The following is a 15,048-nucleotide window of genomic DNA, read 5'->3' as shown; positions in this document are numbered from 1 at the left end:
ATTCCAGCGGCATGGGGGGATCTTAACCTGGGCGATGGCTTGGCGCACGCCGAACCTCTTTCGTTTTGGCACACTTCACCGGAACGAAGGTATTATTGCAGCCTTAATCGGGGCGAATTGATTTTTGATGCCCGCCCATGTGCGGCATGTTTCCATCGTCACCGGGTGCCGGCGCGCGAAGAACATCCTTTTGGAGTGCACCGGAGCGAAGTCAGCCACGAGTTAGTGTGCAACGCTCGCGCAACCACCGAGGCACGACTATCGAGAGTCGCCTTCGAAAGATGTATAGATGCGCTCGGTATTGTTTCTCCTGAATACCGTCCAAGATCCCAGCCGGAGGGGGGAATTGTGAAAGTCCGTGACCAGCCGATGGTCGTGCCGCGGAGCGCTCAGTTCGTTCTCGCGGGCACCATCGTCGCATCCTTGGTCGTGTCGCTTCTGGTGGGGCTGACGCTCTGGCAGGGACGCGAGGACGCAAAGGATAATGCGCAGCGCGCGTCCGAGAATCTGCTGCAGGGGATTGTCGGGCATGTCGACCTGCACATGCGGCTTTATTCGTTCGCCCTCGGCCTTGCTGCCGACGCCTTCAACGATCCAGAGTTCGCCTCGTTCACCCCGTTTATGAAACACAGGATGCTGGCCGCGATTTCCCAGGGCACGGACTTTGTCGGATCGATCCTCATCCTCGACAGCGAAGGCACGATCGTCGCGGATTCCTCTTCCAGTGAGGCCCGGCGTGCAAACTTTGCCGATCGCGATTATTTTATTGCCCAACGAGAAAAGGCGACGGCGGGCCTTTTCGTGAGCCAGCCCTACAAGAGCCGTCTGCGTGGCGGGGATCCCAGCTTTGCTGTCAGCCGCAGGATCTCAAATCCCGATGGAAGTTTCGCCGGCATCATCATGATCGCGGTTCGGCTCGCCTACATCAGCACCTTTTTTTCCCAAATCGACATGGGGGAGAATGGCACTTTGGTGATGGTGAACACCGAAGGCAAGATCCTCATGCGGCGGCCTTCGCAAGACGGCAACGGGGACGTGGGCACCGATGTTGCTAGCAGTCCCAATTTCTTGCGAATCCGCGCCATGGGATCCGGATCATTCTCGGGCCGGGCGAGCCTGGATGGCGTAGACCGGCTCTATACGTTTGCCCATGTTGCCGGGACGCCGATGATTGTGATCGCGGCCGCCGCGACGCGGACCATTTTCGAAGGATGGCGTCAACGCGCCGCCGTGATCGGCTCAATTGCCGCGGCCTGCTGCCTGGGGATGTTGACGCTTGGCATCCTGCTGCGACGAGAGTTGATCAGGCGCGCGACGGCGGAGGCAGACCTCGCTCGTCTTGTTATCACCGATGCCCTGACCGGCCTCGCCAATCGGAGGCGCTTCGACGAGGTGATCGCACGGGAATGCAGGCGGGCAAAGCGCACCGGCGCATCTTTGGCCCTGCTTATGATCGACGCCGATCGGTTTAAGGAACTCAACGATAAATATGGCCACGGCCGAGGTGACGAGGTTCTAAAGACGCTGGCGCAGGTGATTGACCGCTCGATCCGCCGGCCAGGCGATCTTGGCGCGCGGTATGGTGGAGAAGAATTCGCAGTGGTGTTGCCTGATACCGCCGCAAAGGGTGCCCTCCAGATCGCCGAAGCCATCCGATCTCGCTTTGCCTTGGCGACCGATAACCCCGGCAATTCCAGCGTTCCTGGCTCTACCGTGAGCATTGGCGTGGTGTCGGTTGTGCCAGATGGCGACGCCCCTGTGAGGCAGCTTATCGATGCTGCGGATGCCGCCCTGTACCGAGCGAAGAGCGAAGGCCGCAATCGCGTGGTGCTGGGATCGTAGGCGTATTGTGCGCCGGCGCCTCATCCCTCTTCATGATCGACCCTCTCGGTTCGAGAGCACGCTGTTCGGCGACAGGGACAAAATCCGATCTAGGCGTTGCTCCTGGTCGGCGGCAAGTGAGGTGGAGGTGCCCTCGCGGACCATGAGGTCACGAACGGTTTTCAGGAAGTCGAGATCCCATCCGTCGCGGCGCGGGTCTTTGAGTGCGGCGTCGATACGGACAAGCGTTGCGTCCAGCCATCCCCTAGTCTTCATGTGATTGCTCCCGGCGCAACATGGGTGGTGGCATTCATCTAAGGCGTGCCCGTCCTGCGCAGCCGGCATCTTGGCACCCAAGGGCGCTTATCGCATAAATGCCTTGGAAATGTCTCAATTTCCCTAGTTTCCCGCATTGAGCTAGTGGATTGACTCCAACGCTTGGAACCCTCGGTTCCGTGCGGCGATGATGGCGTCTGGATCGGCGCGCCAGATGAAGGGTTTTGGGGTCTGGTTGTGTTCGCCGATGAATCGGTTGATGGCGGCCTGGAGATCGACGACGGATCGGAAGACACCATTCTGGAGCCGGCGGCGCGTCAGGATGGCGAAGAAGCCCTCGACCGCGTTCAGCCAGGAGCTGGACGTCGGCGTGAAGTGGAAGGTCCAGCGCGGATGGCGATCAAGCCAGGCCCGCACCTTCTCGTGCTTGTGGGCCGCATAGTTGTCGAGGATGACGTGGACCAGCCTGCCGGGCGGGATGTCGCGCTCGAGGGCGTTGAGGAAGCGGATGAACTCCTGGTGCCGATGGCGCTGCATGTTGCGGGCGAACACCTCGCCGGTCAGGACATCAAGCGCGGCGAACAGGGTGGTGGTGCCATGGCGCTTGTAGTCGTGGGTCAGGGTGGCGCCGCGGCCCTTCTTCAGCGGCAGTCCGGGCTGGGTGCGGTCGAGCGCCTGGATCTGCGATTTCTCGTCGAGGCTCAGCACCAGGGCATGAGCCGGCGGGCTGACATAGAGCCCGACCACGTCGTTGAGCTTCTCGGCAAAGGCGGGATCGTTGGAGAGCTTGAACTGGCGCCAGCGATGCGGGGCCAGGCCATGGGCCTTCCAGATCTTCTGCACTGTGGAGACCGCCAGTCCCGCGACCTTGGCCATGGCCCGCGTGGTCCAGTGGGTGGCCTCATGGGGCGGCGGCTTCAGTGTCATAGCGATCACGGCCGAGGCCCTGTCTTCCGCCACAGGAGCCTTGCCCGGAGGCCGCGTCTTGTCGCGCAGCAGCCCGTCGACGCCTTCCGCCATGAAGCGGGCCTGCCAGCGCCAGACGGTGGTCTTCGCCGTGCCGGTCTCGGCCATGATGGCGTGGGTGCCGACGCCGTCGGCACTCATGAGCACGATCCGGGCGCGCCAGACGTGCTTCTGCGGGGTGTTGCGATCCGCGACCAGCGCGTCAAGCCGCTGCTGGTCCGCCTCGCCGAGGGTGAACGTGATCCCGTTGCGCATGCGCCAGACAAGCACAGGCCGCCGCCAAACGGAATCCACCAACGGACTCTTCCGTCTCGGTCAATCCACTAGGTTTAGGTCAGCGCCGCTTTCCAAGGCGCACGATTACGGCAAGGGCCGTGCCGCAGCAGATTATTGCAAGAAAAATTAAGACGACGAATAATAGTCCGTCTCGCATTAGCTACCCCCGATTCCTCCGGCCCAAGGCTTTCGACAAGCTCTATTGCAACATAGCCGAAGGTCGCGCGTCATGTCAGGTAAATCCGCCTCATCTCTCTTACCAGGAATCGGGGGGCTTTTTATCGCCCGGGGCATCGTGCCAGGCCCAATAGGCGCGCTCGGCAGCCAGGACACCCCTGGGCGTCGCTTCCCGGCTAGATTGCACATCGTTGGTTCCCACGTACCATAATGGCATACGGTATGCCGCGCCTCCTATGCGGGTGAGTCCCTGTCACCCGCATAGGAGGATCTGACCATGGATGTGGACGACGACAAAGCGGCAGCCGACTATATCGCATCGCTCACGGACGAGCTGCGCAGGCTTGCATTGGCTCGGGGATTGCTCGTACTGGCCTATGTCCTGGACATGGCTCGGCTCGAGGCAGAGCGGATCTTGCGCACCAAAAAATAGCCGCCCCGTCCCGCCACCTTAGGTTGGCGGGACATCCGCGCTTAAACACTGTCACCTCACTGCCCGACCGCATCCTTCGTGCATTTTTTAACGAACGAGGTCGCAGCCGCGCCGTAGATTTTCTTGTCAGTCGCCTGTGCCTGGCACGAGGCCTGTGCGTCTTTGGTGCACTTCGTCATGAAGGACGTCTTCGCCGCGCCTGCGAGATTTTTGCCGGCCGAGGTCGCAGCACAAGTATCCGCCATCGCGGTGCTAGAGATCAGGGTAAGGATGGCGGCGACAGCGATCGCTTTCATTTTGACTTTCTCCCAGGCGTTAGCCTGATCATGAGACCAATTCGTGACCGGCGGAAGACCGCCTGTGGCGGCAAGTAGCTCGATCCGACGATGCCGCGCGGCGGAACGATCCGCCGCGCGGAAGAGGAACGTCATCTCTTTAAATCAAGCACTTGGCCCAGACTACGAATCTGGGGGTCAGGAGTTCGAATCTCTTCGGGCGCGCCATTGTTTTCAAGGGGTTAGCGGTATGTCAGGGGAAACATTCCCCATCGCGTTCCCCATCAGATTCACGCCCTGTTTGTAGTCCCCCACACTGTAGCCGGCCGCGCCCTTTGGCAGTGATGGCCGTCGCCTTTTGCAGTGCCCCTTATAGGTGGTCATGCTGAGGGGTCGCCTGTTTCTCCTGAGAACGACGTTCGCGCGTGAGAGGGGCGAATCGGTCGCCTTTCAAGAGGCTTCGCGTTCACCCCGCCGGATTTCCTCCTTTACGATTGTCGCACCGGAGCTGGTGCGCCCCGTCCGTCACCGCCCTCACGGCGGCGCCCGCACCGGCCCGGATGCCGGCGGCAAGCGTGGTCATCAACGCCACGCCCTGCGAGTGGAAGGACGCGCTGGCGCGCACCTGGCTGGCGGCGGCCACCGCCGTCGGGGCGGGATTGACCGCCGGTGCGGCAGCGGCGGTGGTGCTGGCGCCGCTGGAGCGAAAGCGGCGCCGAACCACGATTTGAAATCGGTTCCGAAAACCGCGCTGCGGCGAACACGCCCGACGTTTCGGCGCAGCGCGAGGAGCGGCATCGCCCGAAAATATCACTCGATCTAGGGTCTCATTTGGCTCGCAGGCGAGGGAAGAGCAGTTCAGCCGTTCCGCGATAGATCGCGTAACGCTGGGATGCGCTAAGTGGATACTGGCTCAGCCGCTCGGTAAAGGCGACCGACCGTGCCAGCGGCGCATAGGGCCAGGTCGCTGCCGAACGTGATGTGGCTGACGTCGGTGAAGGCCAGCAGGCTCGGCAGCGCATAGGGACTGCTGGCCAACGCCGTGTCTAAATGAAACTTCCGAAGACGGGCCAACCCCGGTTCGTCGGTTCCGTCTGGAGAAACCGATCGCGCAATGCGCTGTGACGCAAAAGGCAGGAATCCGCCAGCGTGAGACAGGATCAACCGGATGTCGGGATACCGCTCCAATCACCCGGATTTCGCGATGTTGATGGCGGCCCGGGTGGTATCGAGGAGAAAATCCGCAACGCGCGGCGGAATTCCGGGAACCGGCTCGGCGGGGAAGCTCTCCGGGATGAACAAAAACGACAGCTTTCCGCCTGTTCAGTTCCTCCATCAGCGGCTCCTGGGAGGCATTGCCCAGATATTCCCCCCTGACGCTGCTGAGAAGCACCACGCCGTCGGCTTTCAGCACATCGAAGCTGTAGGCAAGCTCGCTGAGAGAGCCCTTCACGTCGGGAAGAGTTAAAGTGGCGAAAAACCCGAAGCGTCCAGGATGATCCTGCGCAACTTGGGCGGCGAAGTCATTCACCCGCCGCGCCATCATCGCGGCCTCCCGATCATCGCCCAGATGAACGCCGGGCGTCGAAATGGAGAAAATGCCGGTCGCAAGGCCCTCCCGCTCCATCAGTTCGACCGCACCATCTACAGACCACCTGGGAATGGGAAGCCCGCCGGCGGTAATGCCCCGCTCCTCCAGCCACTGTGCGTAGAACGGAGGCACGATATGATGATGGGTATCGATCTTGAGCGCTGCGGAATCGGCGCCGGCGAGGGCTCGTGTCCCGTCACTGCGGCGGTGGCGACCACTCCAAGCAAAAAATCACGTCTGATCATGTCGCACTCCAGGTTGGCACTGGTTTGGGTTGGTGATGCAGAAGGTGGAGGAGTCGACGCCTCGGGTATCAGCGGCATGGGCACGGGACGCAGCGGGCCAAGGGGACATCGCGCGGGCGATCGGACCCTGCGCGTAACGGTCAGGCGACGGCGACGAGGCGCCCGAGTTTCGCGCCGTCGTCCAGAAGCTCCTGGCTGCTCGATTCGTGCACGATTTGACCGCGATTGAGCACTATGGCGCGCGCCGTCATCGACAGCGCCAGCCGCGCATGCTGTTCCACGACGATCACCGAGAGCCCCGCTTCGCGGATAAGCCGGCCCACCACGGCGGCGAGCTCCTGGACGATGATCGGAGCCAGGCCTTCCATGGGCTCGTCGAGCAGGAGCAGCCGCGGATTGGTCACCAGCGCACGGGCGATCGCAACCATCTGCTGCTCGCCGCCGGACAATTGGTTGCCAAGGTTCGAGCGCCGTTCCCTGAGGCGGGGAAACACGTCGTAGATCGCCGCCAAGTTCCAGGGCCCGTCGCGTGCCACCGTCGTCAGATGCTCTTCGACGGTGAGCGAGGGAAACATGGCGCGCTCCTGCGGCACCCAGCCCAGCCCAGCGCGTGCCCGCCTGTGCGGCGGGGCATTGGAAAGATCGATGCCGGCGAACCGGACGCTGCCCGAATGCCGCACGGTGAGGCCCATCAGCGTACGCATCAGGGTCGATTTGCCGACGCCGTTGCGCCCGAGCAGCGCGAGGCTTTCTCCCGCCCGCATCGAGAAGGAGATGTTGTCAAGCACGCGGGCCTGACCATAGCCGGAGCAAAGCCCTTCGATCTTCAGCAAATCAGCCATGGGCACTTTCCCCCAGATAGACCTCGCGCACGCGCGGATCGACCATGATCTCTTCCGGAGCGCCTTCGGTGAGCACCTTCCCGCCGACCAGAACCGTGATGCGTTGGGAAAAGCGCCGCACCAGATCCATGTCGTGCTCGATGAACAGGATGCTGACATCCGATGGCAGGCGCGCGATGACCGAGAAGACTTCACTGCTTTCACCCGCGGGAATACCCGCCGCAGGCTCGTCAAGAAGCAGGATCCGGGGGCGGCTGGCGAGCGCCAGCGCGATTTCCATCAGCCGCTGTTTGCCGTAGGCAAGTGTTTTCACCTCCACACCGGCCTGAGCCTCAAGGCCGAGGTCGGTGATCAGGTCCATCGCCTCCTCGATTTCCGCCATATGCGACTTGAGCGGACGGAACCAGTTCTCGGCCAGATTCTTGCGTTCCAGGATGGCGAGTAGCACGCTGTCCAGCACCGTCAGGCCCGGAAACAGGTTGTTGATCTGGAAGGTGCGGGCAATGCCCTTCCTGACCCGCCGTTCCTGATGATCGGCCGTCACGTCCTCGCCGCCGATAAAGACGCGGCCGGATGTCGGCGCGAGCACGCCGGTCAGCATGTTGATAAAGGTGGTCTTGCCGGCACCGTTCGGGCCGATCAGGGCATGCCGAGCCCCGACCGGAAGCCGGAAGTCGATGTCGCTGTTGGCGATGAAGCTTCCCCAGACCTTGGTCAGCCGCTCGGTGGACAGCGCAATACTGGCGTCGGCCGAAAGAATGCTGGTGTCTGCTCTCATGGCGCCGCCCTTGCGAACTTGGTCTTCACGGTCTGGAGCAGCCGGCGCCCAGCCCCGACGACGCCACCGCGGGCGAACAGCACGACTGCCATCAGCAGCAGGCCCATCCAGAATTCCCAGTAGACCGGGTTCATATCCGCGAGATAATCGTGGGCGATCATGAACACCGTCGTGCCGATCAGGGCGCCATAGAGACGCCCCGTGCCGCCGAGCACCAGCATCACCAGGAAATCCGCCGACCGACCCACCGACAGCGAGTCGATGCCGACGAATTGCGTCGTCTGGGCAAGCAGTCCGCCGGCAATGCCCGTCACCCCGGCGGACAGTGTGAAGGCGGTGCGCAGACGGTGGTCGACCGACGCCCCGAGGGCGGGCATGCGGCTCACGCCCTCGCGGATCGCCCGCAGCGACAGCCCGAAGGGCGAGGATACGACGAGGCGCAGCAGGACGAAGACGAGGATCAGGACACCGTAGACATACCACCAGGCGGTCCGGCCATAGAGATCGAAGGAAAAGACGCCGAAGATCGGCCCAATCTCGAAGCCGGAAAGACCGTCCATGCCGCCGGTGACGGAACTCAGCCGATTGGCGAGCTCATAGACGACAAGGCCGATGCCGAGCGTCACCATCAGCCGCGTCAGATCCTTGCCCCGCACCACGAGAAAGCTTGCGAGGAAGCCGAGCGCAAGCGAGACGGCCCCCGCCAGAAGCAGGCCGGTCAGCGGCTCCTTCCAACCCTGGACCGCCAGGAGGCCCGCAGTATAGGCCCCGACGCCGAAAAAGGCGGCGTGCCCGAGGGAGACAATGCCAGCATACCCAAGCACCAGATCAAGCGCCAGCACGGCGACCGCATAGGTCATGATCGAGACGCCGAGCGCCAGATTGTCGGGCACGAGGAAAAAGGCGAGCGCCGGCAACAGCCAGGCCAGCACCTCAACCGGACGCGGACGCGGACTGGCCAACCGCTCGATCGCAGACGAACGAGGGCTCATGCGGAAACTCCCGGAACTGGAACCATTGGCCGGAGTCGTGTGGGCAGGCGAGCAAGAGTCATGCGCGCTTGCCTCCCAGCCCTGTGGGGAAGGCAAGGAGCAGGACGATCATCAGCACGTAGATGATGAATGCTCCGGCTTGCGGGACATAGTATTTCCCCGCCACATCGAAGACACCGAGGATCATCGCGGCAATCAGCGGACCCCGGATGGTGCCGGCGCCGCCGACCACGACGACCAGAAGGAAATAGACCATATATTTCAGCGGAAAGCCGGGATCGAGCCCGAGCACTTCGATGCCGAGTGCTCCCCCCAATCCGGCAAGCCCGGTCCCGAGTGCGAAACACAGGCTGAAGATGAGCCCCACATTGATGCCGAGGCCGGCGGCGGCATCCTGGTTGTCGACGGCGGCTCGGACCTGGGCACCGAACCGGGTCTTCGACAAGATGAGGTGAAGCGCCAGCGTGATCAGCCCAACGCATGCAATGAGCAGCAGGCGGTATCTGCCAAGATCAATCCCGTAGACACGTATCTGGCCCTGCAGGAAGGACGGCATCACACCCATCTGCTGGCCCGCGCCGAAGAAATAGTGCGCGGCGGCGATAGAGGAAAGGACGAATCCAAAGGTGAATAGCACCTGGTCGAGATGCGGCGCCTTGTAAAGCCGCCGGAAGAGCAGGCGTTCGGCGACGAGGCCGAAGAGCCCCGCCCCGACGAAGGCGACCGGCAGTGTGGCGAGAAACGGCATACCGCTTTTTTGCGAGAGGGAGGCGCTGACATAGCCCCCCGCCATTGCAAAGGTCCCGTGAGCCAGATTGATGAAATTCATCAGGCCCATCGTGATGGACAAGCCGACGCCGATCAGGAACAGAAGGCTTCCGTATGCCAGCCCATCGAAAAGAATGCCGAGGATATTGCTTGCCATGCTGACCTCTGGAGCGTTGGCGGGCGTGGCTAGTGCGAGGCGCTGTCGCGGCTGGCGGGAAACTCCTGGAACTCCACGTTGGCGAGCGTGCCATCGACACGCTCGACCTTGCGGACATAGACGGTCTGCACGATGTCGCGGGTCTTCGCGTCAATCTCGATCGGACCTCTCGGGCTTTCGAACTTTTCACCCTTCAGCGCTTCGACGAGGGCCGGACCGGACGCATTGCCGCCGGTCTTCTCCAGCCCGCGATAGAGCGCGGCCATGCCGTCATAGGCGGAGACGGACATGAAATTCGGCCATTTGTGGTTCGGGAATTCGGCAAGATATGCCTTAATGAAGGCTTGGTTCTTGGGCGATTTGTGCGCCATGGAATAATGTCCCGTGGTCACCACGCCGATACCGGCCTCGCCAGTCTGCTCGATGGTCAGTTCGTCCGTCAGATCGCCCGTGCCGAGCATGACTATGTTTTCCGCCGACAAGCCCCGCTGATTGAACTCCTTGATGAAATTGATCGTGGCTTCGCCCGGCGGCAGCCAGGTGAAGACGGCGTCCGGCTTGCCATCCTTGATGCGCTGGACGAACGGTGCGAAGTCGGGGTTCTGGGCCGGCACGCGCAAAGTCCCGGCAACCTCGCCGCCCGCGGCCTTCAGGCCACGCGTGAAGGCCGCTTCAGCGTCGTGGCCGGCCGTGATGTCGGCAACCACAGTGTAGATTGTCTTGTAGCCTTGCGCGCCGGCATAGCGACCAGCCGGCTCGGTGATCTGCGGCAAGGTCTGGCCAATGCGGATCATATAGGGGTTGGCGGCGGTGATGCCCGATGACGTAGCGTTCAGCACGATCATCGCCTTGTCCGCTTCCTTGGCGAGCGGCGCGGCGGCAAGCGCCGACGCGGTGAAGGTGAAGCCGACCAGCACATCGACCTTGTCCCGAACGATCAGATCTTGCACCGCGCGGCGGGCGCGGTCGGGCGCGATCCCGCCATCATCCTTGACGATGAGCTCGATCTTCTTGCCCGCGACGACGTCTCCATGTTCTTTCATGAACAGTTTGATGCCGTTCTGCATCTGCTGGCCGTATTGGCTGAACGGACCGGACATTGGCAAGACAAGGCCGACCTTGACCGTATCGGCGGCGAACGCCGGAAAGGCGATAACGAGCGCGGCTGTCGCACTCAACAGGAACTGGCGCCTGATCATACCATTTTCCTCCTCAAGTCTTTTTCGTTGACTGTAATTGGCGTTACATAACGAGATCTCGGGCGATGACGCAGGCTGCGCCGGTATCGCTTGACGCGGGCCGAGGCCGGCTCCAGGCGTCCAGAGGATGGGCGCCTGATTGCGGCCTGACGCGATCCGGCGTTCGACAGAGCGAAGCCCAACCTTGGTGCTGAAAATCGGCTATGCCTCAACGACGAAAGGTCATGAGTTATCGCAAAGAGGGAGCTGGCAGGGCGCTTTCCGAAAGGAGATGGTCAACGCTGGGGCACCCCAGCTCATCTGCTTGGTCATGTTGTTTCCTCCAGCGTGGGCCTTATTTGGGCGGACCCTTTATTTCTAAGCCAGCTATCGCCACGCTTAACTTTCGTTTCAATAGCGGCGTCATCTATGGGCACATAGTGCACCGTATGGCGGTCACAGCGTTCGTTCGAATGCCGTTGATGACGCTGCCAGTCTGGCTCGCCATCGCTTTGTGAGCGCTCACCGCCTGATCTGGGACCTCCAGCTGCCTCGTCAGGCTCGGTGGTCAGGCGGCCGTCCGACCGAACGCGGCATGAACGATGCCCAGTCCCGAAATCTCGGCCGTCACGCGGTCGCCTGGGGATATGGGTACCATCGGCCCGAGTGCACCTGTCAGGATGAGATCCCCGGCCGCGAGCGGGGTGCCGAATGCCGCCATCTTGCGCACGAGCCACAGTGCGGCGTTCAGGGGGTGGCCAAGACAAGCGGCCCCGCTGCCGCTAGAGATCTTCTCGCCGCCGCGCGTCATGATCATCGGCAACAGCTTGAGATCCAACCCCGCAAGAGGCACTGGCACCGCGCCGAGAACGACGAGGCCGGAGGAGGCGTTGTCAGCGACAGTATCGTTAAACCGAATATCCCATCCCGCAATGCGGCTACCCACCACTTCGATGGCAGGAAGGGCGAAGTCGACGGCTTGGATCAGTTCCGTCAGCGTCGCGTCCGCGGCGGGAAGATCGCGCTTTAGCACCAGCGCGATCTCAGCTTCGACCTTCGGCTGCAGGAGCCGGGCCACCGGGATTTCTTCATCGTCGCCGAAGATCATGTCGGAAAAGAGCGTGCCGAAGTCCGGCTGGTCGACACCGAGCTGGGCTTGAACCGCCTTCGCGGTCAATCCGATTTTGCGACCGACGACCCTGCGGCCTCGACCCCGCCAGTATTCGACATTGGCGCGCTGCACGGCATAGGCGGTCTCCCCGCCGTCGTCGGGCAACCGGCCTCGGATCGGGGCGATCGCCGTGCCACTCTCTTCCGCGGCTCTCAATTCGGCGGCCAGCGCTGTGACAAATTCTGAAGATGGCATCTTATGTCTCCTGAGCCGCGGCGGGCGATCGGGGCATTCGGTTCGGCAAGGGGGTCATTCGGCTGCGGCCACACTGTGCGGAAGAAGCAGCTCCGGCGCGGCATGGCCCTTGCGGGAGGTGTAGGCCATGGCCCTCGCAACGTCCCGGGAGACGTCTTTGACGCGCATCGGCGAGGAGGTGGCGGCCACGATGCGGTCGGGTCGCAGGAACACGATCGGCTCGGGCCAATTGCCGAACCAGTCCTTAAGGGACCCCTGCACGTCACCGATCTCCACAATGCCATGGAGGGGATCGGTCCGGAAACCAAGCGCGTCGTCGGGACGGCTGCCGAGTTGAACGTCCGGCTTGACACTGATGAAGACGGCGCCGAGCTCGCGCCACATGGCGACTTGGTCCAAGTCCATATACTGCAAGGGATTGCTGCCCCAGGCGATGATCGCGAAATTCGGCCCAATGACGTCGTCCAGCCGCACGACCTCCCCAGAGAGCCGGCGCACCCGCGGCTGTATGAAGAGACGGCCGATCGGGCTCTTGCGCGGATCGCCGGTCCGGCTCGGCACCACGACGCCCCGGGTAAAGCGCGGCATGGGCTTGAAGCGCATTTCCAGAAGGTAGCGCTGGACCGGAGGGATCAGGTTCAGGATGCGAGTGGTGACGTCACGGACCGTGTTCAGGAAAGCATAGGGGGGATTAAACACTTTGCCGACCATGACCGACAAGTCGATCATCGCCTTGGCATGGTCGCGGCGCTCGTGCTGATAGGTGTCGAGCAGCTCTTCGCCGAGCCGGCCCCTTGCGACCATCGCCAGCTTCCATCCCAGATTGGCCGCGTCGCGGATGCCGCTGTTGTAGCCCTGTCCCTGCCAGACCGGCATGATGTGTGCCGCGTCGCCCGCCAAAAGCACCCGCCCGACACGGAAGCGTGTGGCGAGGCGGGCATTGTGGTTGTAGATGCGCTGCCGGATCAATTTCGCTCTGTCCGGGTCATCGATGACCCGCGCGAGCAGCGCGCGGATGGCTTCGGGTCGGCTGAAATAGGCTTCGTCCTCGCCTTTCGTCACCATGAATTCGAACCGGCGCACGCCGTGCGGAAGCGCGGCGGAAACATAAGGCCGTTTCGGATCGCAGCAGAGATAGAGATTCGGGGTGCCGACCGGGTCATTCTCGACGTCGATGACGAGCCACTTGTTAGGGGCGGTCTTCCCTTCGAAGGCCAGCCCGAGGGAGTCCCGCACCGGGCTGCGCCCGCCGTCAGCACCGACGAGATAGGCGGCCTCGATCGTATATTCTCCCTCCGCACCGGCGACGTGCGCGACGACGCGGTCGGCGTCCTGCCTGAGCCCAACGAAGCTGGTGGCGAAGCGGACTTGAACATTCGGGAAGCGCGACAGTCCTTCGAAGAGAATGCGGTCGGCCTGCGGCTGGATGAAGGCGTTGCGGCGCGACCATCCGAATTCGTCGGTGCGCGGCTCGATCGAGGCCCAGCAGCGGCCCGACGCGGTTAGAAAACGCATCCAGTGATTGGGCGTCGTATGCGGCTCGATCGCGTCGGCCAGACCAATGGCCTGCATGGTGCGCATGGATTCATCGTCGATGCCAATGGCGCGAGGATAGTCGATGAGCTGCGCAAGACTTTCTATGACGATGGTCTGGATGCCATATCCGCCGAGATAATTGGCCAGCGTGAGACCAACCGGGCCTGCTCCGACGATTAAGACCTCAGTTTTTACAGTAGATAGGCTCTGATCTGTGGCGTCACGGCCAGAGGTGCTCGGATTGGCGTGCATGGGCAATCCTCCATGTACAAGAGCGAACGCTCGCGAGCCCGATACGGCCTCCCGCGAGGCAGGTCGTCGCGGATCACGTGCAGGGAATGGGAAGGGAACGTTTTTCGCGGACGGATCAGGAACGCTGGATCGCGCACAGACCGAAGTCGCTTCGGCACGTTTATGCCACGTTATGGCTAGTCATCAGCTTCCTCCGCATGGAACCCATTCAGGCAGGTTCCAACTTTTTCTTAAGGGGACGCTAGCGTCGGCATTGCTAGGGCTGCAATGGCCATGTCATCTATGTTCACTCAGTGCACGGCAAATCAGGACGGTTGGGGTGGGGTCGAACGCCGAATCTCCTTACAAGACAGTGCAGGGCCTCTCGCGTGGGCTTGCAGTTTTGCGGGCGCTGAACCAAGCAGAAGGCGGGTGGGCGACAATACGGGAACTGTCTGAAGCAACTGGGCTGCATAGAACGACGATCCGTCGTCTGCTGGAGACGCTTCAGGACGAGGGTCTCCTGCGCCGCTCCAACTCGGATGACAGCTATCGGCTGACCCCGGAAGTCCGGAACCTGAGCGAGGGCTATCGCGAGGAGGAATGGATATCGCAAGTGGCCTCCAACGTCCTCGGCGAATTGCTGCTCAAGGTCGTCTGGCCCTCGGATCTGGCAACATTGGACGGACTGGACATGTGTGTGCGCGAAACCACGCATCGCTTCAGTCCGCTCTCGTTCAATAGTGTGACCGTTCGCAGACGTATGTCCTTGACGCAGACTTCGGTCGGTCGAGCTTATCTTGCCTTCTGCCCGGACGATGAGCGTGAGGAATTGATCGATCGGCTGGCGGCGCAGCCGGGCTCACGCTTGGTTGGGCGGGGCCGCGAAGCCTTCCGGAGCCTGCTGAACCAGCACAGGCAAGCCGGCCATGCCCACAACAATGGCGAATGGGAGCAGGAGCCGAGGATCCTCGCCTTGGCGGTGCCAGTGCTTCACGGCGGGAGGGTGGCGGGCTGCATCAACATCGTCATGCTGCGGTCTGCGCTTACGCTCGCCGATGCGCGGAAAAAATTCCTCGTCCCGTTACGATCCGCAGCCAGCAAGATTGAGGATTATCTTTCTTCTCCCCGCGTATAGAA

The 15,048-nt window shown here is 62.4% G+C and carries 15 protein-coding genes and 1 tRNA gene; 5 read left to right on the top strand and 11 right to left on the bottom strand.

Going from position 1 to position 15,048, the window contains the following annotated elements:
- The first annotated feature begins 348 nt into the window (after positions 1-348).
- Positions 349-1,842: a sensor domain-containing diguanylate cyclase gene (locus V5G24_RS04010; protein WP_394079784.1), complete on the top strand. Its 1,494-nt coding sequence runs from the start codon at positions 349-351 to the stop codon at positions 1,840-1,842.
- Between the two features lie 30 nt (positions 1,843-1,872).
- On the opposite strand, the gene V5G24_RS04005 is transcribed toward V5G24_RS04010, so the two are convergent.
- Together V5G24_RS04005 and V5G24_RS04000 are read right to left on the bottom strand one after the other, a co-directional pair.
- The gene (locus V5G24_RS04005) at positions 1,873-2,097 is read right to left on the bottom strand and encodes a hypothetical protein (protein ID WP_394079782.1); all 225 of its coding nucleotides are present in this window, start codon (positions 2,095-2,097) and stop codon (positions 1,873-1,875) included.
- 141 nt (positions 2,098-2,238) lie between these two features.
- Entirely contained in the window at positions 2,239-3,318 is a 1,080-nt protein-coding gene (locus V5G24_RS04000) for an IS630 family transposase (RefSeq protein WP_394079780.1), read from the bottom strand.
- Positions 3,319-3,793: 475 nt separating this feature from the next.
- Between V5G24_RS04000 and V5G24_RS03995 the strand changes: the two genes are divergently transcribed.
- On the top strand, positions 3,794-3,949 hold the full coding sequence (locus V5G24_RS03995) for a hypothetical protein (RefSeq protein WP_394079778.1): 156 nt from the start codon (positions 3,794-3,796) through the stop codon (positions 3,947-3,949).
- Positions 3,950-4,005: 56 nt separating this feature from the next.
- On the opposite strand, the gene V5G24_RS03990 is transcribed toward V5G24_RS03995, so the two are convergent.
- Positions 4,006-4,380 carry a hypothetical protein gene (locus tag V5G24_RS03990; RefSeq protein ID WP_394079776.1) on the bottom strand — a complete coding sequence of 125 codons (375 nt, stop codon included), beginning with the start codon at positions 4,378-4,380 and terminating at the stop codon, positions 4,006-4,008.
- Between V5G24_RS03990 and V5G24_RS03985 the strand changes: the two genes are divergently transcribed.
- Together V5G24_RS03985 and V5G24_RS03980 are read left to right on the top strand one after the other, a co-directional pair.
- A tRNA-Ser gene (locus V5G24_RS03985) sits at positions 4,363-4,452 on the top strand. The genes V5G24_RS03990 and V5G24_RS03985 overlap by 18 nt on opposite strands.
- Before the next feature lie 332 nt (positions 4,453-4,784).
- Complete coding sequence (locus V5G24_RS03980) at positions 4,785-4,955, top strand: hypothetical protein (protein WP_394079774.1); 171 nt, start codon at positions 4,785-4,787, stop codon at positions 4,953-4,955.
- A gap of 182 nt (positions 4,956-5,137) precedes the next feature.
- Here V5G24_RS03980 and V5G24_RS03975 read toward each other — a convergent pair whose 3' ends face one another.
- From V5G24_RS03975 to V5G24_RS03940, 8 genes are all read right to left on the bottom strand, one after another.
- A complete protein-coding gene (locus tag V5G24_RS03975) occupies positions 5,138-5,947 on the bottom strand; it encodes an amidohydrolase family protein (protein ID WP_394079772.1) in 810 nt (269 codons plus the stop codon).
- Between the two features lie 253 nt (positions 5,948-6,200).
- The gene (locus tag V5G24_RS03970) at positions 6,201-6,902 is read right to left on the bottom strand and encodes an ABC transporter ATP-binding protein (protein ID WP_394079770.1); all 702 of its coding nucleotides are present in this window, start codon (positions 6,900-6,902) and stop codon (positions 6,201-6,203) included.
- A complete protein-coding gene (locus tag V5G24_RS03965; protein ID WP_394079768.1) occupies positions 6,895-7,680 on the bottom strand; it encodes an ABC transporter ATP-binding protein in 786 nt (261 codons plus the stop codon). Before V5G24_RS03965 ends, V5G24_RS03970 begins: the two co-directional genes overlap by 8 nt.
- Positions 7,677-8,672 carry a branched-chain amino acid ABC transporter permease gene (locus V5G24_RS03960; protein WP_394079766.1) on the bottom strand — a complete coding sequence of 332 codons (996 nt, stop codon included), beginning with the start codon at positions 8,670-8,672 and terminating at the stop codon, positions 7,677-7,679. The genes V5G24_RS03965 and V5G24_RS03960 overlap by 4 nt, the downstream gene beginning before the upstream one ends.
- Before the next feature lie 58 nt (positions 8,673-8,730).
- Complete coding sequence (locus tag V5G24_RS03955; RefSeq protein ID WP_394079764.1) at positions 8,731-9,597, bottom strand: branched-chain amino acid ABC transporter permease; 867 nt, start codon at positions 9,595-9,597, stop codon at positions 8,731-8,733.
- Positions 9,598-9,626: 29 nt separating this feature from the next.
- Entirely contained in the window at positions 9,627-10,796 is a 1,170-nt protein-coding gene (locus V5G24_RS03950; RefSeq protein WP_394079762.1) for an ABC transporter substrate-binding protein, read from the bottom strand.
- A 547-nt stretch (positions 10,797-11,343) separates the two neighbouring features.
- Complete coding sequence (mhpD, locus tag V5G24_RS03945; RefSeq protein ID WP_394079760.1) at positions 11,344-12,141, bottom strand: 2-keto-4-pentenoate hydratase; 798 nt, start codon at positions 12,139-12,141, stop codon at positions 11,344-11,346.
- A 54-nt stretch (positions 12,142-12,195) separates the two neighbouring features.
- Positions 12,196-13,929, bottom strand: coding sequence for a bifunctional 3-(3-hydroxy-phenyl)propionate/3-hydroxycinnamic acid hydroxylase (locus V5G24_RS03940; RefSeq protein ID WP_394079758.1), 1,734 nt, complete (start codon positions 13,927-13,929; stop codon positions 12,196-12,198).
- Between the two features lie 319 nt (positions 13,930-14,248).
- On the opposite strand from V5G24_RS03940, the gene V5G24_RS03935 reads away from it, so the two are divergent.
- Positions 14,249-15,046, top strand: a complete 798-nt coding sequence (locus V5G24_RS03935) for a DNA-binding transcriptional regulator (RefSeq protein ID WP_394079756.1) — start codon at positions 14,249-14,251, stop codon at positions 15,044-15,046.
- Positions 15,047-15,048 lie beyond the last annotated feature (2 nt).

The sequence above is a fragment of the Roseixanthobacter finlandensis genome, assembly GCF_043195105.2.
Classification (GTDB): domain Bacteria; phylum Pseudomonadota; class Alphaproteobacteria; order Rhizobiales; family Xanthobacteraceae; genus NCEH01.
The sequence above is the reverse complement of the archived record's forward strand: the minus strand, read 5'-3'. Positions and strand labels throughout refer to the sequence as shown.